The organism is Kitasatospora sp. NPDC004240 (assembly GCF_053603215.1).
This window is the reverse complement of sequence record NZ_JBSGFD010000032.1, coordinates 41,981-60,170: the sequence shown is the minus strand read 5'-3', so window position 1 is coordinate 60,170 and position 18,190 is coordinate 41,981. Positions and strand designations below refer to the sequence as shown.

Genomic DNA, 18,190 nt, shown 5'->3' with positions numbered 1-18,190 from the left:
TGATCACGCGGATGTAGGCGTTGCGGACCTGGCCGAAGTTCTGCGAGCGGGCGACCGCGTCGTAGATGGAGACCGGGAAGGTGATGCGGGCGGCCCCGGCGGCCAGCGCCCACCCTTCACCCCGAGGAGCCCCCGTGACCACCACCGACCACCGCAAGCGCCGCCCGGTGCACCTGATCGAGCTGACGGCACTCCCCGGGATCAGGTACAGCATCACCCTCGGCTACCTCCAGGCCGCCGCCCAGCAGGATCCGGTCGTCCGGGCCGCGCACCGCTTCGAGCGGCACGTGCACCACCTGCGCGCCGCCGACCGGCGGAGGGTCTTCGCCGAGGTGCTCGACCGGCTGGCCCGTCCGGCGTCGGAGCCACCGTTCCTGGTGGCCTTCACCGTCTACTTCTGGAACCGCGCGGAGTCCCTGGAACTGGCCGCCCTGATCAAGGAGCGCTGGCCGGACTGCCTGGTGGTGCTCGGCGGCAACGACGTCACCCACCAGGCCGACGCGCTGTTCGCCGAGTCGCCGGACGTGGACGTCCTGGTGCACGGCGAGGGCGAGCTGCGCTTCGCCGAGCTGCTGCGTGAACTGGCCCGGCCCCGGCCGCTGCTGGACCGGATCGCCGGGATCAGCCACCGCGGCCCGGACGGCCGGGTCCGTACCACCCCGCCCGCCCCGCGCATCGCCGACCTGGCCCAGGTTCCCTCACCCCTGCTGAGCCCCGTCTACCCGGACGCCGACCTGGCGTCCTCCTGGCTGATCGTCTACGAGACCAACCGCGGCTGCCCGTACAGCTGCGCCTTCTGCTACTGGGGCGGCGCGACCAACGCCAAGGTCCGGCAGTTCCCGCTGGAGCGGATCGAGGCCGAACTCGACCGGATCGTCCGGCTGGCCCCCGACGGGGCGTCCCTGTTCATCGCCGACGCCAACTTCGGCCTGCTGCCGCGGGACCGGGAGATCGCCCGGATCCTGGTCGACCTCTGCCGCCGGTACGACAAGCGCATCCTGGTCATGACCAACTGGGCGAAGAACACCACGGACCGGGTGGTGGAGATCGCCCGCATCCTGCACGAGGCCGGGCTGACCGGCGCGATCACGCTGTCCACCCAGTCCTTCGACCCCGAGGTGCTGGAGATCGCCAACCGGTCCAACATCCGCCCCGCGCACTACCACCGGATGCAGCAGGCGTTCCGGGAGCTCGGCATCCCGACCTACACCGACCTCATCTGGGGCCTGCCCGGGGAGACCCCGCGGACCTTCCTCGACGGGATCGAGGAGGTGCTGCGGGCCGGCGGCTCGCCGGTGGTCTACCCGCTGCTGCTGCTCAACAACACGGACTTCAGCCACGCCCGGTTCCGCACCGAACAGGGCCTGGTCACCCGGCGGATGCCCGCCGACATCAGCAACCCGGAGCTGGTCGCCGACGTCGTGGTCGGCCACGCCTCGATGACGGAGGACGAGTGGCGGTGGGGGCTGGAACTGCGCCTGACGCTCAGCCTCTTCCAGAAGGTCCTGCTGCGCTGCACCCTGCGCCGCCTGCACCAGGCCACCGGCGCCAGGCTGGTCGATCTGCTCGACGGCCTGCGCGCCCTGCTCTTCGACGACCCGCACGACCTCCGGGGCCCGCACGGCATCCAGGACCCGCACGACCCCGACGCCCTCGGCCCCCTGCACGCCGAGGTCCGCGTGCTGGCCGCGGACTACCGGGCCGGCTGGCGCGACCCGGACGCCGTCGACCGGACGCTGCTCCGGGAGGCCGACCGCGACCAGGGGGTGCCGGAGGAACTGCACTACCAGGCCATCCTGCGCCGCCTGACGGTCGCGGACCCGGACGCGCTGCGCCGCTACCTCGCGGGCCTGGTCCGGGCCCTGCTCCGGCTCCCCGCCGGCCCGTCGGTCCCGGGCGGCGCACCCGTCGACGAGGCGGAGCTCGACGCGCTGCTCACCGCCGACCTGGCCGCCACCGCCGTACTGCGCACCACCCTCACCGGACGCCCCCGGCAGGCCGTGTTCACCCTTCCCGCCGACGTCCACCGGCTGCTGGCCGAGTCCGGCGACCTCCCGGCCGCCCCCGCCCCGAACCCCGGCGAGGAGGAGCCCGAGGCCTACCGGCTCGTCCTGCGGGTCCCCGAACGCTGGGCCCACCACCCGTTCAGCGCCTACGTGCTCTCCGTCTGGCACGGCAGCGGCCACCCGCTGCGCGACGCCGACCCGGTCACCACACCGCTCCGGCCGGCCCTCACCCCTCCCCCGGGCGACCGCGCCCGCGTCAGCCGGGCGGGCGCCGCCAGCGGACCGGGAGCCGTTTGAGACCGTTCTGGAAGTTGGACACCAGCCGGACCGGCTCCGCCCCGGGGACGAGCTCCGGGCCGGGCAGTACCGTCCCGGTCGGTCACCGCCGCAGCCGCCGACCGCACCGCGGCACCGTCGATCGCCCGTCCCACCCCCGCCCCCCGGTGTCGTACGCATGCCGCCACGTTGCGTTATTGCAACCTATGCGCAACTGCGCAAGCTTGTTGAGAAGCGGACCCTGCCCCTACGGTGGTCCGCGCCGTGGTGCTCGGGAAGACCGGTGACGCCCCCTCAGGGGCCGATTCCGGAGCGGCCCTCGCCACTGTGAACGGGAAGTGCCCCTGCCGGGTCCGCGCCAGCGGGCAGTCACGGGTGCCGTACGGCACCGGGAAGGCGAGGCAGGGGCACGCTCGGCGCTGCCCGGACACGGTCGGCGCCGTCCACCCAGAGCCAGGAGACCGGCCACGGCGTGCACGACTCCCCCGACCTCAGCCGGGGGTGCCCCCATCGAGGAGCTGGAGAGGCCAACCCGTCATGACCCTCACCGACGAAAAGCCGTCATCGACCGTGCCACCACGCTGGCAGCGCCAGGACACCATCCGCACCGCCGGGCTGCTCGGCGTCATCGTCGCCATGCACGTCGTCGCCTTCGGCACGCTGTTCCTGCTGGTCGCCCCGAACGACTACACCGTCGGCACCCAGGTGTTCGGCGTCGGCCTCGGCGTCACCGCCTACACCCTGGGCATGCGGCACGCCTTCGACGCCGACCACATCGCCGCCATCGACAACACCACCCGCAAACTGATGGCCGACGGCCAGCGACCCATCTCGGTCGGCTTCTGGTTCGCCCTCGGCCACTCCAGCATCGTGATGGCGATGGCCGCCCTCGTCGCGGCCGGCGCCCAGTTCGCGGGCACCCTGGTCGACGAGGAGTCCAGCGTCCACGGCGTACTCGGCGTGATCGGCACCAGCGTCTCCGGCACCTTCCTCTACCTGATCGCCGCCCTCAACCTCTTCGCCCTGGCCGGCATCTACAAGGTGTACAAGGCCATGCGGGCCGGGCAGTTCGACGAGAAGCAGCTGGAGAAGCACCTCGACGAGCGCGGCTTCATGAACCGCATCCTCGGCCGGCTCACCAAGGCCATCACCCGGCCCGGCCAGATGTACCCGCTCGGGGTGCTGTTCGGCCTCGGCTTCGACACCGCCACCGAGGTCGCCCTCATGGTGATGGCCGGCTCCGGCGCCGCCTCCGGCCTGCCCTGGTACGCGATCCTCTGCCTGCCGCTGCTCTTCGCCTGCGGCATGAGCCTGTTCGACACCCTCGACGGCACCTTCATGAACTTCGCCTACCACTGGGCGTTCTCCAACCCGGTCCGCAAGGTCTACTACAACCTCACCATCACCGGCCTGTCCATCGCCGTCGCCTTCCTCATCGGCACCATCGAGCTGGTCGGCGTGCTCCACGAGAAGCTCGACCTCACCGACCCGGTCAGCACCTGGATCGCCGACATCAGCCTCGACAACGTCGGCTACGTCATCGTCGGCCTGTTCGTCGTCGTCTGGGCCTGCGCCCTCGCCTACTGGCGCCTCAGCAACGTCGAACAGCGCTGGAACGCCCGCGTCGAACCGACGAACTGAGCAGCACTCCGAACGTCATGCCCTCCGGGCCGCCACCACGCGGCGGCTCGGAGGGCATGACGTCTTCGGGGCCGCGAGAGAGAACCGGGCCGGCCGGCAGCCCCCACAGCGGGCTGCCCACCACCGCAACGCGAGCTTTATTGCACAATAGTTGCAGTTACTAGCCACAAGCAATAAGGAGCCCTGCCATGGTGGGATCGCCGGTGGTGCTGGGGATCGAGTCGTCCTGCGACGAGACCGGCGCCGGTCTGGTCCACAACGGGAGGCTGCTCGGCCAGGCCGTGGCGTCCTCCATGGACGAACACGCCCGCTACGGCGGCGTGGTGCCCGAGATCGCCGCCCGCGCGCACGTCCACGCGATGGCCCCCGTCGTCCGTGAGGCCCTCGACCGGGCCGGGCTGACCCTCGCCGACGTCGGCGCCGTCGCCGTCACCGCCGGACCCGGGCTGTCCGGCGCCCTCCAGGTCGGGGTCGCCGCCGCCAAGAGCTATGCCTTCTCGCTCGGCGTCCCCCTCTACGGCGTCCACCACCTCGCCGGCCACGTCGCCGCCGCCACCCTCGACGGCGAACCCCTGCCCAACCCCTGCGTCGTGCTCATCGTCTCCGGCGGCCACACCTCGCTGCTGCTCGTCCGCGACCTCGCCCGCGACCCGATCCTCCACCTCGGCGACACCCTCGACGACGCCGCCGGCGAATGCTTCGACAAGGTCGCCCGCATCCTCCACCTGCCCTACCCCGGCGGCCCCGCCATCGACCGCGCCGCCCGCGACGGCGACCCGAACGCCGTCCGCCTCCCCCGCCCCCTCAGCGGACCCAACGACCCCCCGTACGCCTTCTCCTTCTCCGGCCTCAAGACCGCCGCCGCCCGCTGGGTCGAGGCCCAACGCGCCGCCGGCACCGAGCCGCACGTCCCCGACGCCGCCGCGGCCCTCCAGGAGGCCATCGCCGACACCCTCACCCGCAAGGCCGTCCGCGCCTGCGTCGACCACGGCATCGGCACCCTCGTCGTGGTCGGCGGCGTCGCCGCCAACTCCCGCATCCGCGCCCTCACCGAACAACGCTGCGCCGCCGCCGGCATCACCCTGCGCGTCCCACCCCTGCGCCTGTGCACCGACAACGGCGCCATGATCGCCGCCATCGGCGACCTGCTGGTCCGGTCCGGCGCCGCACCCGCCCCCGCGGACCTCTCGATCGACCCCTCCGCGCCCCTGGAGTACGCGGCCCTCACCCCGCGCGCCACGGCCCGCGTCGCATGACCACCACCGAGGTGCGCCGCGTCGGCCGCACCGAGCTGCTCGGCGTGCGGGCGGAGATCCGCTCCGTGTACGCGCAGGCCTTCGGCCGACCGCCGTGGAACGAACCCGCGCACAAGGCCGACGACTACCTCGCCCGGCTGGACCGGGACAGCGGCCGACCCGGATTCACCGCGGCCGCCGCCTACCGCACCGACGGTCGCCTCGTCGGATTCGCCACCGCCTGGACCACGCCGGACCCCTTCCCCTCCGACCGTTGTTACGCCCTCGCCAGCGGCGGCCTCGGCGGGCGGCTGACACGCGAGCTGCTGTGCGGCGCGCGCGAGATCGACGAACTGGTGGTCCACCCCGAGCACGCCCGCCGGGGAGCGGGGGGCGCGCTGCTGGGGGCGGTGACCACGGACGCGCCCGGCGGCCGGTGCTGGTTGCTCACCGCGGCTGCCGCCGGCGGACCGATGGACTTCTACCTGCGGCACGGATGGAGTCCGGTCACCAGCCCCGCGCCGCATCCCGGCGGGGTGGTCGTCATGCTCGGCCCCCACCACCCCGGAACACCCGTGCCGGCGCAGCGGGGAGCGTCGGCGGGGGCCGCGCGATGACAGATAGGCGCCCACGGCCCCGCCGAGGGCTGCTCGCCCTCGTGAACAGGGCGACCGCCCTCCCGCCGCCGAGTGCCGTGCCCGGCGGCCGCGGACCGGCCGGTACACGCGCCGGGCCCCGGGAGAGCGAGATCTCCGAGGTGGGCCGCCGCTACCCGCGCTGACCGCGAGTCCGTCTCTCCACCATTACGCCGGCCCTCTCCCACGTCCTGGAGCCACCCGTGCAGACCGCCGAGATACACCGCCGCTTCCTCGACCATTTCGCCGCCCGCGGCCACACCGTCGTCCCGTCCGCACCACTGCCGACCCCTGACCCGACCCTGCTCTTCGTCAACGCCGGCATGGTGCCCTTCAAGCCCTATCTGACCGGCGAGGCCGAGGCGCCCTGGCCACGGGCCGCCAGCGTGCAGAAGTGCGTCCGCACCCTCGACATCGACGAGGTCGGCAGGACCACCCGGCACGGCTCGTTCTTCCAGATGAACGGCAACTTCTCCTTCGGCGACTACTTCAAGGAGAAGGCGATAGCCCACGCCTGGGAACTGTCCACCTCCTCGCAGGCCGACGGCGGCTTCGGGCTCGACCCCGACCGCATCTGGGTGACCGTCCACCACACCGACGCCGAGGCCGCGGCGATCTGGCGCAGGGTCAGCGGACTGCCGTCCGAGCGGATCGTCGAGCGCGGCGACGAGGACAACTTCTGGTCGATGGGCGTTCCCGGGCCGTGCGGCCCGTGCTCCGAGCTGTACTACGACCGCGGCCCGGCGCTCGGCCGCGAAGGCGGCCCCGCCGTCGACGAGGACCGGTACATGGAGTTCTGGAACCTCGTCTTCATGCAGTACGAGCGCGGCGAGGGCACCGGCAGGACCGGCTACCCGATCCTCGGTGAACTCCCGCGCCGCAACATCGACACCGGCATGGGTCTGGAACGCATGGCCACCCTGCTCCAGGGGGTCGACAACCTCTACGAGATCGACCAGACCCGGCCCGTCCTGACGCGCGCCGCCGACCTGTCCGGCGTCCGCTACGGCGCCGACCCGACGGCGGACGTGCGGCTGCGGGTGGTCGCCGACCACGTCCGTACGGCCCTCATGCTGCTCGCCGACGGCACCGCCCCCGGCAACGAGGGCCGCGGCTACGTCCTGCGCCGCATCCTGCGCCGCGCGGTGCGGTCGATGCGCCTGCTCGGACACCAGGACCCCGCGCTCACCGAGCTGCTGCCCGTCGCCCGGGACTGCATGGCCGACGCCTACCCGGAGGTCGCCGCGGACTACGCGCGCATCGCCGACCTCGCGTACGGGGAGGAGGACGCCTTCCGCTCCACCCTGCGCCAGGGCACCACCGTGCTGGACACCGCGATCCGACGGGCCAAGGAGGCCGCCGCGCCCGCCCTCGACAGCGCTGACGTCTTCCGTCTCCACGACACCTACGGATTCCCGGTCGACCTGACCCTGGAGATCGCCGCCGAACAGGGTGTGAGCGTCGACCGGGACGGCTTCACCGCACTGATGGACGCCCAGCGCGAGCGCGCCCGCCAGGACACCCGTGCCAACAAGGCCCACCACGCCGACACCACCGCGTACCGCGCGCTGCTCGCCGACCACGGGCCCACCGACTGGCAGGCCTGGGACACCCTCACCACCGAGTCCACCGTCCTCGCCCTCTTCGACGCCCACGGCGGGACCGTGCCCTCCCTGAGCGCGGGCTCGGTGGGTACCGCCGTGCTGGACCGCACCCCGTTCTACGCCGAATCCGGCGGTCAGGCCCCGGACGCGGGACGCCTGACCACCCACGACGGCACCACGCTGGAGGTCATCGACGTCCAGCGGCCCGTGCCCGGCCTCGTCGCCCACCAGGTCCGCGTCCTCGGCGGCGAACTGGTCACCGGCACGCCGGTGCACGCGGAGGTCGACGCCGGCTGGCGGCTCGGCGCCCGCCAGGCCCACTCCGGCACCCACGTCCTGCACGCCGCCCTGCGTCAGGTCCTCGGCCCGACCGCCCTGCAGTCCGGCTCCTACAACCGCCCCGGCTACCTGCGCCTCGACTTCCCCTGGCGCGGCCCGCTCTCCGCCGCCACCCGCGGCGAGGTCGAGGAGGCCGCCAACCGCGCCCTGCGCGACGACCTCCCCGTCAGCGCGGGCTGGATGCCCCTGGACCGGGCCAAGGAGCTCGGCGCGCTCGCCCTGTTCGGCGAGACCTACGGCGAGCAGGTCCGCGTGGTCGAGATCGGCGGTGCCTGGTCCCGTGAGCTCTGCGGTGGCACCCACGTGGCCCACGCCTCCCAGATCGGCGTCCTCGCCCTCACCGCCGAGTCCTCCGTCGGCGCCGGCCTGCGCCGCATCGAGGCCGCCGTCGGCCTGGACGGCTTCGGTTACCTCGCCCGCGAACGCGACCTCGCCGCGCGCATCGCCGAGCAACTCCAGGCCCCCCGTGCCGAACTGCCCGACCGCATCGCCGTCCTGCTGGACCGTCTGAAGACCGCCGACCAGCAGGCCGAACGACTGCGCCGCGACGCCATCACCCAGCGCGCCGCACAGGCCGCACCCGCCGCCCGGGACATCGGCGGCGTGCTCGTGGCCCGGCTCGGGCAGGGCGGGGAACCGGCCGACGCCAGGCTGCTGGCCCGGACCGTACGCGACCTGCTGCCCGGCGAGCGGCCCGGTGTGGTGACGGTCACCGGCACCGGCGCCAAGGGCGGCCAGCTCATCGTGGCGCTCAACCCGGCCGCACGCGAGACGGGCCTGTCGGCCGCCGGCCTGCTGCGCGAGCTGCTGGGCGGCCGCGGCGGTGGCAACGCGGACACCGCCCAGGGCGGCGGCCTGCCGGAGGCCGAGCTGGAACGCGCTCTGGAAGCCCTGCCGAACCTCCTCGCCGGGCGCTAGCCGCGCCCGCGGATGCCCCGGAACCTCCGCCACCCGCCGACGGGTCCGGAGGTCCGGGGCCTCCGCACCCCCGACCCGACTCCTCGAAAGGCCCCTGCCATGACCTCACCCTCCCGCGCGGACAGCCCTGCGGACCGACGGGTCCGCGTGCTCGGCCACCCCGTCGACTCCTACCCGCGGACCGCGCCCGAGGCCGACCGTGGCCGGGTCCTGCGGATCACCGAGGTCGGCGAGGACATCCTGCACCGCCCCTGCCGGCCCGCGACCGAGTTCGGCACCGCCGAGCTCTCCCGGCTGATCGAGGACATGTTCCTCACCATGTACGTGGCCCGGGGCGTCGGACTCGCCGCCAACCAGGTCGACGTCGACCTGCGTCTCTTCGTCTACGACTGCCCCGACGACGACGGCGTCCGGCACGTCGGCCACATCCTCAACCCCGTGCTCGACGAAATCCCGGGCCCCCGCCGCCTGGTCGACACGAGCGAGGGCTGCCTCTCCGTACCGGGCCCGCGACGCGAACTCGGCCGTGCCGACCGCGCCGTCGTGCGCGGCTTCGACCAGGACGGGAACCCGCTGGTGATCGAGGGCACCGGCTACTTCGCCCGCTGCCTCCAGCACGAGACCGACCACCTCGACGGCATGCTCTACATCGACCGCCTGCCCGGCCGGGTCCGCCGGGCCGTGCTCGCCGAGACCGCCGAGCGGCGTGCGGAGGTCCACGCCCAGCGCCGAGCCCGTGCCGAGGCGATGGGTGCTCCGCTCCTCGCACCATGACGAGGGTGTGGGCCGGACCCGCGCGAGCCCGCGCCCGTCACGGGGAGTGAGTGCGGTTCGGGGCCTCGGCCCCGGTCCTGTTCCGGTGCGACGTGGCGCCCGACCGACCGACCGTCAGGTCAGCATCGAGGTGTCCGGCGGGCGCGGCAGGGCAGGGCGGCTCGAATGTCCGCGATGAGTTGGGGCAGGCCGCGTCCCGGGCCCAACTGGCCCCCCCAGCCGTTCGATCTGGTCGGCGGGGACGCTCGCCAGCACGCGTTGGGCCTCGCCCGGCAGCTGCCGGTTCCTGTCAAGGTCGAGCTTCATTCTGGCGACGTGCGCCTGTGCTCCGCCCAGCCGGCGGCGTGCTGATTCCAGTCCGGCGTACTGTTCCGGAGTCAGGATGACGACGTTCACACCGTTCAGCGTCGTCGTCCGGGGCTTCGCGTTCTTGGGCACGATAATTGACCTTTCGTCGGTTCAGGAGCGCGCCTGCCCGGTGGGCTGCGCGGCGGTGTGCGGCCCCACCGTGGTGTCGGGACCGTACGAAGCCTCGAAGCGCACAGCGGGTTCGAAGTTGGCGCGCCGGGCCGCTCGGCGGAAGACGGTCAGGACGGCCGGCCCGACGATGAGGACGGCGGTGAAGGTGGTGACGGCCCGACCGGTGTCCCAGCCCAGCGAGGTGGCCAGGTCGAAGAGCAGGTAGCGGTGCCACTGCTCGGTGAACGGCAGGCCGGGGAGGTAGGCGATCGAGCTGTTCGGGTCGGTCGAGAACGGCCAGAAGGACAGGTTGAGCAGGAAGCCGAACAGGTAGCCGGAAAAGGCCCCGTACACGGCCAGCATCGGCACCTCCAGGCGGGGCCGGGCCTTCGGCAGCAGCCCGGCGAGCATGCCGACGAAGGCGCAGCCGAACATCTGGTAGGGCATCCAGGGGCCGACGCCGCCGGTGAGCAGGGCGGAGGCGAACAGGGAGGTGCAGCCGAGGGTGAAGCCGAAGCCGGGGCCGAAGACGCGGCCGGCCAGGACGAGGGTGAAGAAGACCGTCTCCACTCCGGCCGTCCCGGCGCCGAGAGGTCTGAGCCCGGCGTTGACGGCCGACAGGACGCCGAGCATGGCGAGGGCCTTGGCGTCGATGCCGCCGGCCGAGATCTCGGCGATGACGACGGCGAGCACCAGGACGAGCAGCGCGCCGAAGATGAGCGGCGGGGCGTAGGAGGAGCCGAACTTCCCGGGGGCGACGACGAACGGCCAGGTGAAGGCGACCAGGCCGATGAAGGCGGAGAGAGCGATCACGACGCGGGCCCGGCCGGGGATCCGGACGGCGGTCACCGGGCGGCCTCCGCCGGTTCGAGGGCCTCGGTAACCTGCCGGGTGGTCAGGTAGGCCAGCGGAGCGAGGATCTTGGCGGTCTGGGGCGCGAACGTGGGTGAGGCGACGATGACCTCGGCCGTGGGACCGTCGGCGACGATCTCGCCCTCGGCCATCACCACGACCCGGTCGGCGGTGGAGGCGACGAACTCGACGTCGTGGGTGGAGACCACGACGGTCCGGCCTTCGGCGGCGAGGGCGTCCACGATGCCGGTGAGCGCCTCCTTCGCGTGGTAGTCGAGCCCTCGGGTGGGCTCGTCCAGCAACACCACACGCGGCGCGGTGGCGAGTTGGATCGCCAGGACGAGCGCCAGCTTCTGCCCTTCGGACAGGTCCCGGGGGTGGGTGTCGTCCGGGATCCCCGGGGCCAGGCGGTCGAGGATCTGCCGCGCGGTCGGCCCGTCGTCCCGGGCGGACTCCAGGTCGCTCTGGGCGAGTTCCTGTGCGACCGTCTCCAGGTACAGCAGGTCGGTGGGGGTCTGCGGGACGAGCCCGACCAACTGCCGGGCGCGAGCGACGGGAAGGCGCTTGGGGTCCTTGCCCGGCCCGCCATCCGCGCCGGTGACCTTCACGCTGCCGCCCTGGCGGGGCCCGGAGCCCTGCAACGCCCACAGGAGCGAGGACTTGCCGGAACCGTTGCGCCCCATTAGCGCGGTCACCTCGCCGGCGCGCAACGAGAGGTCGGCCTCCCGGACGGCGGCCACCGGACCGTATCGGACGACGACACCCCTCGCCTCCAGCACCGGCTCCCCCGCCGCGGCTGCCCGGCGCGGCGGGGGAACCGGCACACCTGTGAGCCGCTCACGCAGCGGCGCGGCCGCGCGGCGGGCATCGCGGACGGACAGCGGCAGCGGTCGCCAGCCGGCCAGCCGGCCGAGGCCGACGACGGGCGGCGCGATCGCGGTGTCCCGGAAGACCTCCGCCGGGGGGCCGTGCACGACGGTGCCGTCACCGGGCAGGTAGGCGACCCGGTCGGCGTACTGGACGACGCGCTCCAGGCGGTGTTCGGCCAGCAGGACGGTGACGCCGAGGTCGTGCACCAGCCGGGTGATCGCGGCCAGGACCTCCTCGGCGGCGGTCGGGTCGAGCGCGGAGGTCGGCTCGTCCAGGACCAGGACGCGCGGGTGGGCGGTGAGGACGGAGCCGATGGCGACGCGCTGCTGCTGGCCGCCGGAGAGCTCGTACAGGGCGCGGTGGCGCAGGTCCGCCAGGCCGAGCAGGTCCAGGGTCTCCTCGACGCGCTTGCGCATGACCTCCGGCGGGATCGCCAACTGCTCCATGACGTAGGCCAGTTCCTCCTCCACCGTGTCGGTGGTGAACCCGGCCAGCGGGTCCTGGCCGACCACGCCGACCACGTCGGAGAGCTCGCGCGGCGGGTGGTGGGCGGTGTCGCGGCCGTCCACGCTGACCCTGCCGCGCAGGGTGCCGCCGGTGAAGTGCGGCACGAGGCCGTTGACGGCGCCGAGCAGGGTGGACTTTCCGACGCCGGTGCGGCCGACCACCAGGCAGAGCTCGCCCTCCGGGATGTGCAGGTCGACGTCGCGCAGGACGGGCGTGGTCTCGCCGTCGTACACCACGCTGACCCGGTCGAATCGGATCACGTGCTCACCTCGGAGGTCGTGCGGTCGGTCGTGGCGCCGCCGGTGCGCGCGGTCGGGCGCGGTCTGGGCACGGAGGCGGGTTGGGGCGTGCGGCCCGGGGGCGGGGAGACGATCCCGGCGGCGCCCGCCAGCAGCAGGGCGAGTACCGGGACGAGTGGCAGCGCCGGCCAGGCCAGCGGGTGGAGGGAGGGGTTGAGATCGGTGGCGTCGTAGCCGACGGTGGCGCACAGCAGTACGGCGGCGGTCACGCCGCACCCGGCGACGCCCCACTCGGCGGCCCGCCAGCGGTCCGGCCGGTAGGTGGTACGCCGTACCCGCCGTCCGCCGAGCAGCAGGCCCGCCACGCAGAGGACCGCACCCGTGAGGAAGGCCGGGAGCCCGAGTGCGGCGGGGGCCGTACCGTCGAGCAGGCCGTACACCCCGGCGCACAGGCCGCACATGCCGAGCAGCATCAGCGCGCCGGTGAGCCGGCGGGAGCGGCGCGAGGCGGTGCCGGAGCGGCCGTAGCCGCGCGAGTCCATCGCGGCGGCCAGGTGCAGTGAACGTTCCAGTGCGTCCTCCAGGACCGGCACCACGATGCTCCGCATCGCACGGACGCCCTTGCGCCGCCCTGCGCGCAACCGCCGCGCCCGGGCGACACGTTGGACGCTCTGCACCAGCTGCGGCGCGACACTGAGCGACACCGTGACGGCGACGCCCAGCTCGTACAGCGCCCCCGGCAGCACCCGCAGGGCCCGCTTGGGGTTGGCCAGGGTGTTGGCGGCGCCGATGCAGCAGATCAGGCAGGCCAGTCGCAGTCCGTCGAAGGCCGCCGAGAGCACGGCCTCCAGCGAGACCGGGCCGCCGATCTCGATGCCCGCGTACCAGGCGGGGGTGGGGATGTGCGGCAGCGAGAGGAGCAGGTGGTCGCCGGGGGTGATGCCGGTGGCGAAGACGCACCGGAAGACCACCCTGATCGCCACCACCGTCAGCGCCAGCCACAGGTAGTAGGCGAACCCGCGGGCCCATGGGGCCTCGGTGCGCCGGGCGGTGACCACGTAGCCGAGAACGGCGAGGACGAGCAGGAGCAGCAGCGGGTTGGTGGTGCGGCTGGCCGCCGTCGCCAGGGCCAGCGCCCAGGCCCACCAGGCCAGCGGGTGCAGGTCACGTGGGCTGCGCCGGCCTCCCGGGCCGCGTCCGGGGCGGGCGAGGTGCTTGTCGATCATGATCACCCGATCACTCGGCCTGCCGGCGGCGCCGGCGCCCGGTGACCACGGTGGCCACACCGAGCACCACGACGAGGACGGCTCCGACCACGGCGGGCAGCATCGACCCGGAGTCGTGCGGGGCGTCGGCGGCCGGGGCCGCGTCCACCACCACCGGTCCGGCGGCGTTCGCGGGTGACGGGCTCCCGGTGACGGTCGGCGCCGCAGTGGCGGTGTCGCCGGCGGGCGGGGTGTCGGTCGGCTGGGCAACGGGCGCCTCGACCGGGGTCGCCGGTACTCCGGCATCCGCCGGCTGCGGGGCGGGCGGTGCGCCGGCCTCGGCCGCCGGGCTCGCCGGGGTCGTGCCACCGCCCGTTCCGGCGCCCGAGGGCGGGCGCTTCGTGCCACCGGCCGGTCCGCCGGTGGTGCCGCCTGCCCCGCCGGTGCCACCACCACCGCCACCGTTGGTGGCACCTCCGGCTGCTCCCCCTGCGGCCGGAGGCGGGGGCTGGGGCGGGTCCGGGGTGACGGCCGGTCCTCCCGGGGTGGTGTTGCGTGCCCGAACGCTGTCCGGCGAGACGGTCGGGCGTCCCTCGGTGCCCTCGATGTCGGTGCCACCGAAGACCCACAGGTCGACGCTGCCGGGCTTCGGCCGGTAGCTCATCGCGCCGAGTTGGCTGTAGGACCAGTCGTTCTGGCCCGGGTCCGCGTGCCAGTACGACCAGTAGGCCGTGGCCGGGGGCGTCAGGACGCACTTGTCCTGGTCCGGGGTGGGGAACTGCTTTCCGCCCTGGAAGCCGCTGTAGCCGATCCGGCAGACGAAGGCCGGACCGTCGTGCCCGGTCCCGGTGGTCTTCCAGCCGCCCTGGTTGAGCAGGGCGTACCCGGTGGTCGGGGTGGTCCCGCAGGAGCGCAGCAGCGGGCCTCCCCACCGGCTGAAGTCCACGGCGAGCACCACGCCGGAGGTCGTGGTGCACTGTTCGATCGGCAGTGCCGTCGCGGCGGCCGGGGCCGTCCCCGCCCCGACACCGCCGACGGCGAGGACGAAGGTCAGGGCGGCGGCCGCGAACAGCCGGCCCGGTCGCCGGCTCACCGGTGACGTCCCGGGGCGGAGGCCGTGCGGCGGCGGGCGGCGAGGACGCCCGCGGCGCCGAGCGCGGTCAGCAGCCCCGCGGCCCCCGTCAGTACCGGCGCCTCGGTGCCGGTCCCGGCCAGGCTGCCCGCGCGGTCGGACGCACCACCGGCGGAGGCACCCGCTCCGCGGACCGGGTCGGCGCCCGAGCCCGGGCCGGCCGCCGGGGTGTCGGACGGCCGGACGGCCGAGCCCTCGCCGGGAGAGGGGACCGCGGTGGAGGTGGCTGAACCGCTCGCCGTCGGAGTGCTCGTACTCGTGCTCGTACTCGTGCTCGTACTCGTGGCCGTCGCCGTGACGGTGGCGGACGGCGTCCCGGTCGGGGTCGGCGTGCCCGTGGGCGTCGGTGTGCCGGTCGGGGTCGGTGTCCCCGTGGGGGTCGGTGTCCCCGTGGGTGTACCGGTCGGGGTCGGTGTGCCGGCGAGGTTCCGGTACAGCGTGCCGAAGGAGATGCCGGTGGCACCGCCCAGCACCTGTGTCGATGCCCGGACGTCCGACCCCTGCTGCCCGGCGGACGCCACGTTGAAGCCGCCGTCGCCGTTCTGCTGGCCGGCGAGGAAGTCGAGCGCCTTGGCGATCTGCTCGCCGTGGGCGGCCTTGCGCAGCGTCATGCCCTGGACGGCGAGGGCCGTCGAATTGGTCGAGTGGCCGGCCGCACCGGGGAATCCGCCGTCGGGAAGCTGCTGGGCGGCGAGCCAGCCGAGTCCCTTGTCGACCGCCCGGCCGGCCTCGTCCCCGGGGACGAGCGCAAGGGCCATGACGGCCATCGCCGTGCTGTCCACGTCGGAGTCGCCGGTGGCGGGGATCAGGCTCGGCCAGGAGCCGTCGGCGCGCTGGAGGCTCTTCAGGTGGCCGATCGGGGCGGCGGCGTTGGCCACGTCGCCGGCCCGCAGCTGGGCCATGACGCCGAGCGCCTGGGAGAACACCGAGGTGGCGTAGGTGTAGTTGCCGGGCGCCGCGCAGCCGGTGTCCGGATCGGCCTTGGCGCAGACCATCGCGGCGAGGGCGGCGATCAGGTCGTGGCCGCCGAAGGCGCGCGGGTCGCGTCCGACCACCTCGGCGAGCAGCGCCTCCTTGCCGATCGAGCCGCCGCCGGCGTACTCCGTGCCGATGCCGGTCCAGTCGTTCACCGTACGCTCGTTGGGGTCCTTGCCCTGGTGGTCGAGGAAGTCGACGATCCCGCGCAGTGCGGGGTCGTCGGTGCCGGTGGCGGCGAGCGCGAAGGCGCCGTCGATGGTCAGGCCGAAGTCGGCGAAGGCCGGGAAGGCCTCGTAGTAGTGGCCGTCGACCAGGTGCGCCGGATCCGTCAGGTAGCGGCTGCCCTTGGCCAGGTCCGGGGTGCTCCCCGCGACCGGGTCGGCCAGTGCGGCGCCCGGATGTCCGAGCAGGACCGTGCCGCACGCGGCGACCACGACGGTCCCGGTGACCAGCAGGGACGCTCTGCCCCTGCTCCTTCGGCGTGGACGACTGCTGCTGGCCCTCATCGGCGAACCCCCTGGTCGGTCGACGCGGGGACAAACGACGCAGTCGACGGCCGCCCGGGTGCGGGCGCCGTCCTGACCGCGTCGTAGTCCGCGACGACGCAAGTGCTCCGTGAACAGACCCCCGGCTCAGGCATTCCGGCTCATCCATCCCTGGGGATGGATCCACGGTTGCGGGTCAGCGCCGGATTCGGACCGGCTTCCCCTGAGCGCCGAGGGTGAAAAACCAGCTCATCAGACCACAGGGTCGAAACGACAGTCAACGGACCGTCAGATCGATCACACGGCTCGCCGACCTGAGCACCCGGGCGTCCCGTCCGGCGCCGGTGGGTCCTCGTACGGCATGCCCCCGATGCCCCGGCCTCCCCTCACGGCGGCCGGGGCATCGGGGGGACGTACGGCTGTCGGCGTACGGCGGTCAGGGAGCCGTGATGCCCGGCTGGGTGCCCGCACCGAAGGACCAGCCCTCGACGTCACCGGGCGCCGGGTTGTAGCTGCCCGCACCCAGCGTGCTGTACGACCAGGGGCCGCCGTGCTGGGCGTGCCAGTACGACCAGTAGGCGGTCCCGGTCGGGTTGGTGCAGGTCGTCGGCAGCGCCTTGATCTTGCACACGAAGCCCGGGAAACGCGGGTGGAAGGCGTACGGGAAGCCGGCGCCGCCGAGCGCGGCGAGTCCGCTGGCCGGGTCGCCGGGGGCGCAGCCGGTCTCGATGCCGCCGCCGAGGGCGGTGAAGTCGACCACGACGGTGACGCCGGTGGTGCCGTCGCAGGCGACGGCGCTCGCCTCCGGCGCCCGGACGGTACCGGCGCCGAGCAGCGCGGCCGTGAGGGCGGCGACGGCGGCGAGCGCGCCGAGGGTGCGCCGGGCGGGGGGCCTGGTCATCGGTGTGCTCCTCACGGGGTCAGGCGGCCGGGCAGGCCAGGACGGGGGCGGTGGGGCGGGCGCCGTGCGCGGTCAGCTCGGCCAGACCCTTGCCGGAGAGCCCCAGCACGGCCTGGGCGGTGGCGCGCGGGGCGGTGGCGGCGTTGAACCCGTTCGCGTCGTAGGCCACGGCGCCGCGCACGGCCGGGTCGGCCGAGCAGCCCTGCTGGAACTTCACCAGCCGGCTCCAGCCCTTCAGGCCCGCCCCGTACCGGCCGCCGGACAGCAGTGCCTCGGTCGCGAGGCCGGTGCTGTTGGCGTTGGAGGCCGCGGCGCCGGCCGCCGCGAAGCCGCCGTCGGCCCCCTGGTGGGCGGTGAGCCAGCCGAGTCCGGCCTGGGCCTTGGCCGTGCGGCCGGTCGCGGCCAGCGCCTGGACCGCCAGCGCGGTGGCGTCCGGGTCACTGGTGCAGGCGGCCTGGCCGAACGCCACCGGGTAGCCGCCGTCGGCGCACTGGCTGTTCGCCAGGAAGTCGACGGCCGCCGCCGGTGCGCCGCCGGGCGTGCGCTTCAGGGCGATCAGCGCGAGTGACTGCCCGAACGCGTTGCTGTAGTCGCCCCACTGCGAGCGGTCGGAGAACCGGCCGTCGGCGGCCAGCAGCGAGCGCAGCCGGGCCGGGAGGTCCACACCGCCGAAGGCCGCCGGGTTCTCGCCGCGGACCTCGACCGCCAGCAGCAGCTTGGCGGTGGCGCCCGCGTACGCCTCGGTGGTTCCGTCGCCGAGGTAGCCGGAGAGGATCTCGGGCCTGGCGAGCCAGGCGGTGGCGCGGGCCGCCGCCTGGTCGGCGGTGCCGGAGGCGGCGAAGGCGAGCACGGCGTCGATGGTGAGGCCCTGGTCGGGGTAGGCGGTGCCGTCGAAGACGGACTCGAAGTGGTCGCCGCCGACCAACTGTCCGGCGAGCCAGCCCGCCGCGGCGGCGTCGGGCCGGTAGGTCGTGCCCGTCCCCGCGCCCTGCTCCTGGGCGGCGGCGACGGTCGAGGCGGGCAGGACGGCGCCGAGGACGAGCGCGGGTATCGCGAGGAGGCCGAGGGTCCGGTGGCGGACGGGCATGGGCTGCCTTTCCGGGCCTGGGCGCGCGGGGTCCACCTGGCAACGGG

The 18,190-nt window shown here is 74.1% G+C and carries 13 protein-coding genes, 2 pseudogenes and 1 riboswitch; of the genes and pseudogenes, 6 read left to right on the top strand and 9 right to left on the bottom strand.

Annotated elements, in window-relative coordinates; genetic code table 11:
• Positions 1-88, bottom strand: a pseudogene (locus tag ACWEQL_RS11635) (TerD family protein); the annotation flags it as partial.
• Positions 89-134: 46 nt separating this feature from the next.
• On the opposite strand from ACWEQL_RS11635, the gene ACWEQL_RS11630 reads away from it, so the two are divergent.
• The 6 genes from ACWEQL_RS11630 to def all read left to right on the top strand — a co-directional run bounded on the left by ACWEQL_RS11630 (position 135) and on the right by def (position 9,428).
• Positions 135-2,303, top strand: a complete 2,169-nt coding sequence (locus tag ACWEQL_RS11630; protein ID WP_452150016.1) for a radical SAM protein — start codon at positions 135-137, stop codon at positions 2,301-2,303.
• A 227-nt stretch (positions 2,304-2,530) separates the two neighbouring features.
• A riboswitch (cobalamin riboswitch) is annotated at positions 2,531-2,766 on the top strand.
• A gap of 53 nt (positions 2,767-2,819) precedes the next feature.
• Entirely contained in the window at positions 2,820-3,923 is a 1,104-nt protein-coding gene (locus ACWEQL_RS11625; protein WP_452150015.1) for a HoxN/HupN/NixA family nickel/cobalt transporter, read from the top strand.
• Positions 3,924-4,114: 191 nt separating this feature from the next.
• On the top strand, positions 4,115-5,179 hold the full coding sequence (gene tsaD, locus ACWEQL_RS11620) for a tRNA (adenosine(37)-N6)-threonylcarbamoyltransferase complex transferase subunit TsaD (protein ID WP_452150019.1): 1,065 nt from the start codon (positions 4,115-4,117) through the stop codon (positions 5,177-5,179).
• Positions 5,176-5,775 carry a GNAT family N-acetyltransferase gene (locus ACWEQL_RS11615; RefSeq protein ID WP_452150014.1) on the top strand — a complete coding sequence of 200 codons (600 nt, stop codon included), beginning with the start codon at positions 5,176-5,178 and terminating at the stop codon, positions 5,773-5,775. The genes tsaD and ACWEQL_RS11615 overlap by 4 nt, the downstream gene beginning before the upstream one ends.
• A gap of 221 nt (positions 5,776-5,996) precedes the next feature.
• Positions 5,997-8,654 (top strand): alanine--tRNA ligase, encoded by a 2,658-nt coding sequence (alaS, locus tag ACWEQL_RS11610; protein WP_452150013.1) that lies wholly within the window; start codon positions 5,997-5,999, stop codon positions 8,652-8,654.
• Positions 8,655-8,753: 99 nt separating this feature from the next.
• On the top strand, positions 8,754-9,428 hold the full coding sequence (gene def / locus ACWEQL_RS11605; protein WP_452150012.1) for a peptide deformylase: 675 nt from the start codon (positions 8,754-8,756) through the stop codon (positions 9,426-9,428).
• A 114-nt stretch (positions 9,429-9,542) separates the two neighbouring features.
• Here def and ACWEQL_RS11600 read toward each other — a convergent pair whose 3' ends face one another.
• From ACWEQL_RS11600 to ACWEQL_RS11565, 8 genes and pseudogenes are all read right to left on the bottom strand, one after another.
• Positions 9,543-9,866 carry a hypothetical protein gene (locus ACWEQL_RS11600; protein WP_452150011.1) on the bottom strand — a complete coding sequence of 108 codons (324 nt, stop codon included), beginning with the start codon at positions 9,864-9,866 and terminating at the stop codon, positions 9,543-9,545.
• A gap of 21 nt (positions 9,867-9,887) precedes the next feature.
• Positions 9,888-10,736, bottom strand: coding sequence for an ECF transporter S component (locus tag ACWEQL_RS11595; protein ID WP_452150010.1), 849 nt, complete (start codon positions 10,734-10,736; stop codon positions 9,888-9,890).
• Entirely contained in the window at positions 10,733-12,376 is a 1,644-nt protein-coding gene (locus ACWEQL_RS11590) for an ABC transporter ATP-binding protein (RefSeq protein ID WP_452150009.1), read from the bottom strand. Before ACWEQL_RS11590 ends, ACWEQL_RS11595 begins: the two co-directional genes overlap by 4 nt.
• Positions 12,373-13,581: a CbiQ family ECF transporter T component gene (locus ACWEQL_RS11585; RefSeq protein ID WP_452150008.1), complete on the bottom strand. Its 1,209-nt coding sequence runs from the start codon at positions 13,579-13,581 to the stop codon at positions 12,373-12,375. The genes ACWEQL_RS11590 and ACWEQL_RS11585 overlap by 4 nt, the downstream gene beginning before the upstream one ends.
• A gap of 10 nt (positions 13,582-13,591) precedes the next feature.
• The gene (locus ACWEQL_RS11580; RefSeq protein WP_452150007.1) at positions 13,592-14,653 is read right to left on the bottom strand and encodes a hypothetical protein; all 1,062 of its coding nucleotides are present in this window, start codon (positions 14,651-14,653) and stop codon (positions 13,592-13,594) included.
• A 395-nt stretch (positions 14,654-15,048) separates the two neighbouring features.
• A pseudogene (locus ACWEQL_RS11575) lies at positions 15,049-16,047 on the bottom strand (prenyltransferase/squalene oxidase repeat-containing protein); the annotation flags it as partial.
• A gap of 544 nt (positions 16,048-16,591) precedes the next feature.
• Complete coding sequence (locus ACWEQL_RS11570; protein ID WP_452150006.1) at positions 16,592-17,056, bottom strand: flagellar hook-length control protein FliK; 465 nt, start codon at positions 17,054-17,056, stop codon at positions 16,592-16,594.
• 19 nt (positions 17,057-17,075) lie between these two features.
• Positions 17,076-18,143, bottom strand: a complete 1,068-nt coding sequence (locus ACWEQL_RS11565) for a peptidase (protein ID WP_452150005.1) — start codon at positions 18,141-18,143, stop codon at positions 17,076-17,078.
• Positions 18,144-18,190 lie beyond the last annotated feature (47 nt).

Bases quoted from the DNA above. Each gene is read 5' to 3' on its own strand.
- ACWEQL_RS11570 (WP_452150006.1), bottom strand. From the start codon at position 17,056: ATGACCAGGCCCCCCGCCCGGCGCACCCTCGGCGCGCTCGCCGCCGTC.
- def (WP_452150012.1), top strand. From the start codon at position 8,754: ATGACCTCACCCTCCCGCGCGGACAGCCCTGCGGACCGACGGGTCCGC.
- ACWEQL_RS11625 (WP_452150015.1), top strand. From the start codon at position 2,820: ATGACCCTCACCGACGAAAAGCCGTCATCGACCGTGCCACCACGCTGG.
- ACWEQL_RS11585 (WP_452150008.1), bottom strand. From the start codon at position 13,581: ATGATCGACAAGCACCTCGCCCGCCCCGGACGCGGCCCGGGAGGCCGG.
- ACWEQL_RS11615 (WP_452150014.1), top strand. From the start codon at position 5,176: ATGACCACCACCGAGGTGCGCCGCGTCGGCCGCACCGAGCTGCTCGGC.
- ACWEQL_RS11565 (WP_452150005.1), bottom strand. From the start codon at position 18,143: ATGCCCGTCCGCCACCGGACCCTCGGCCTCCTCGCGATACCCGCGCTC.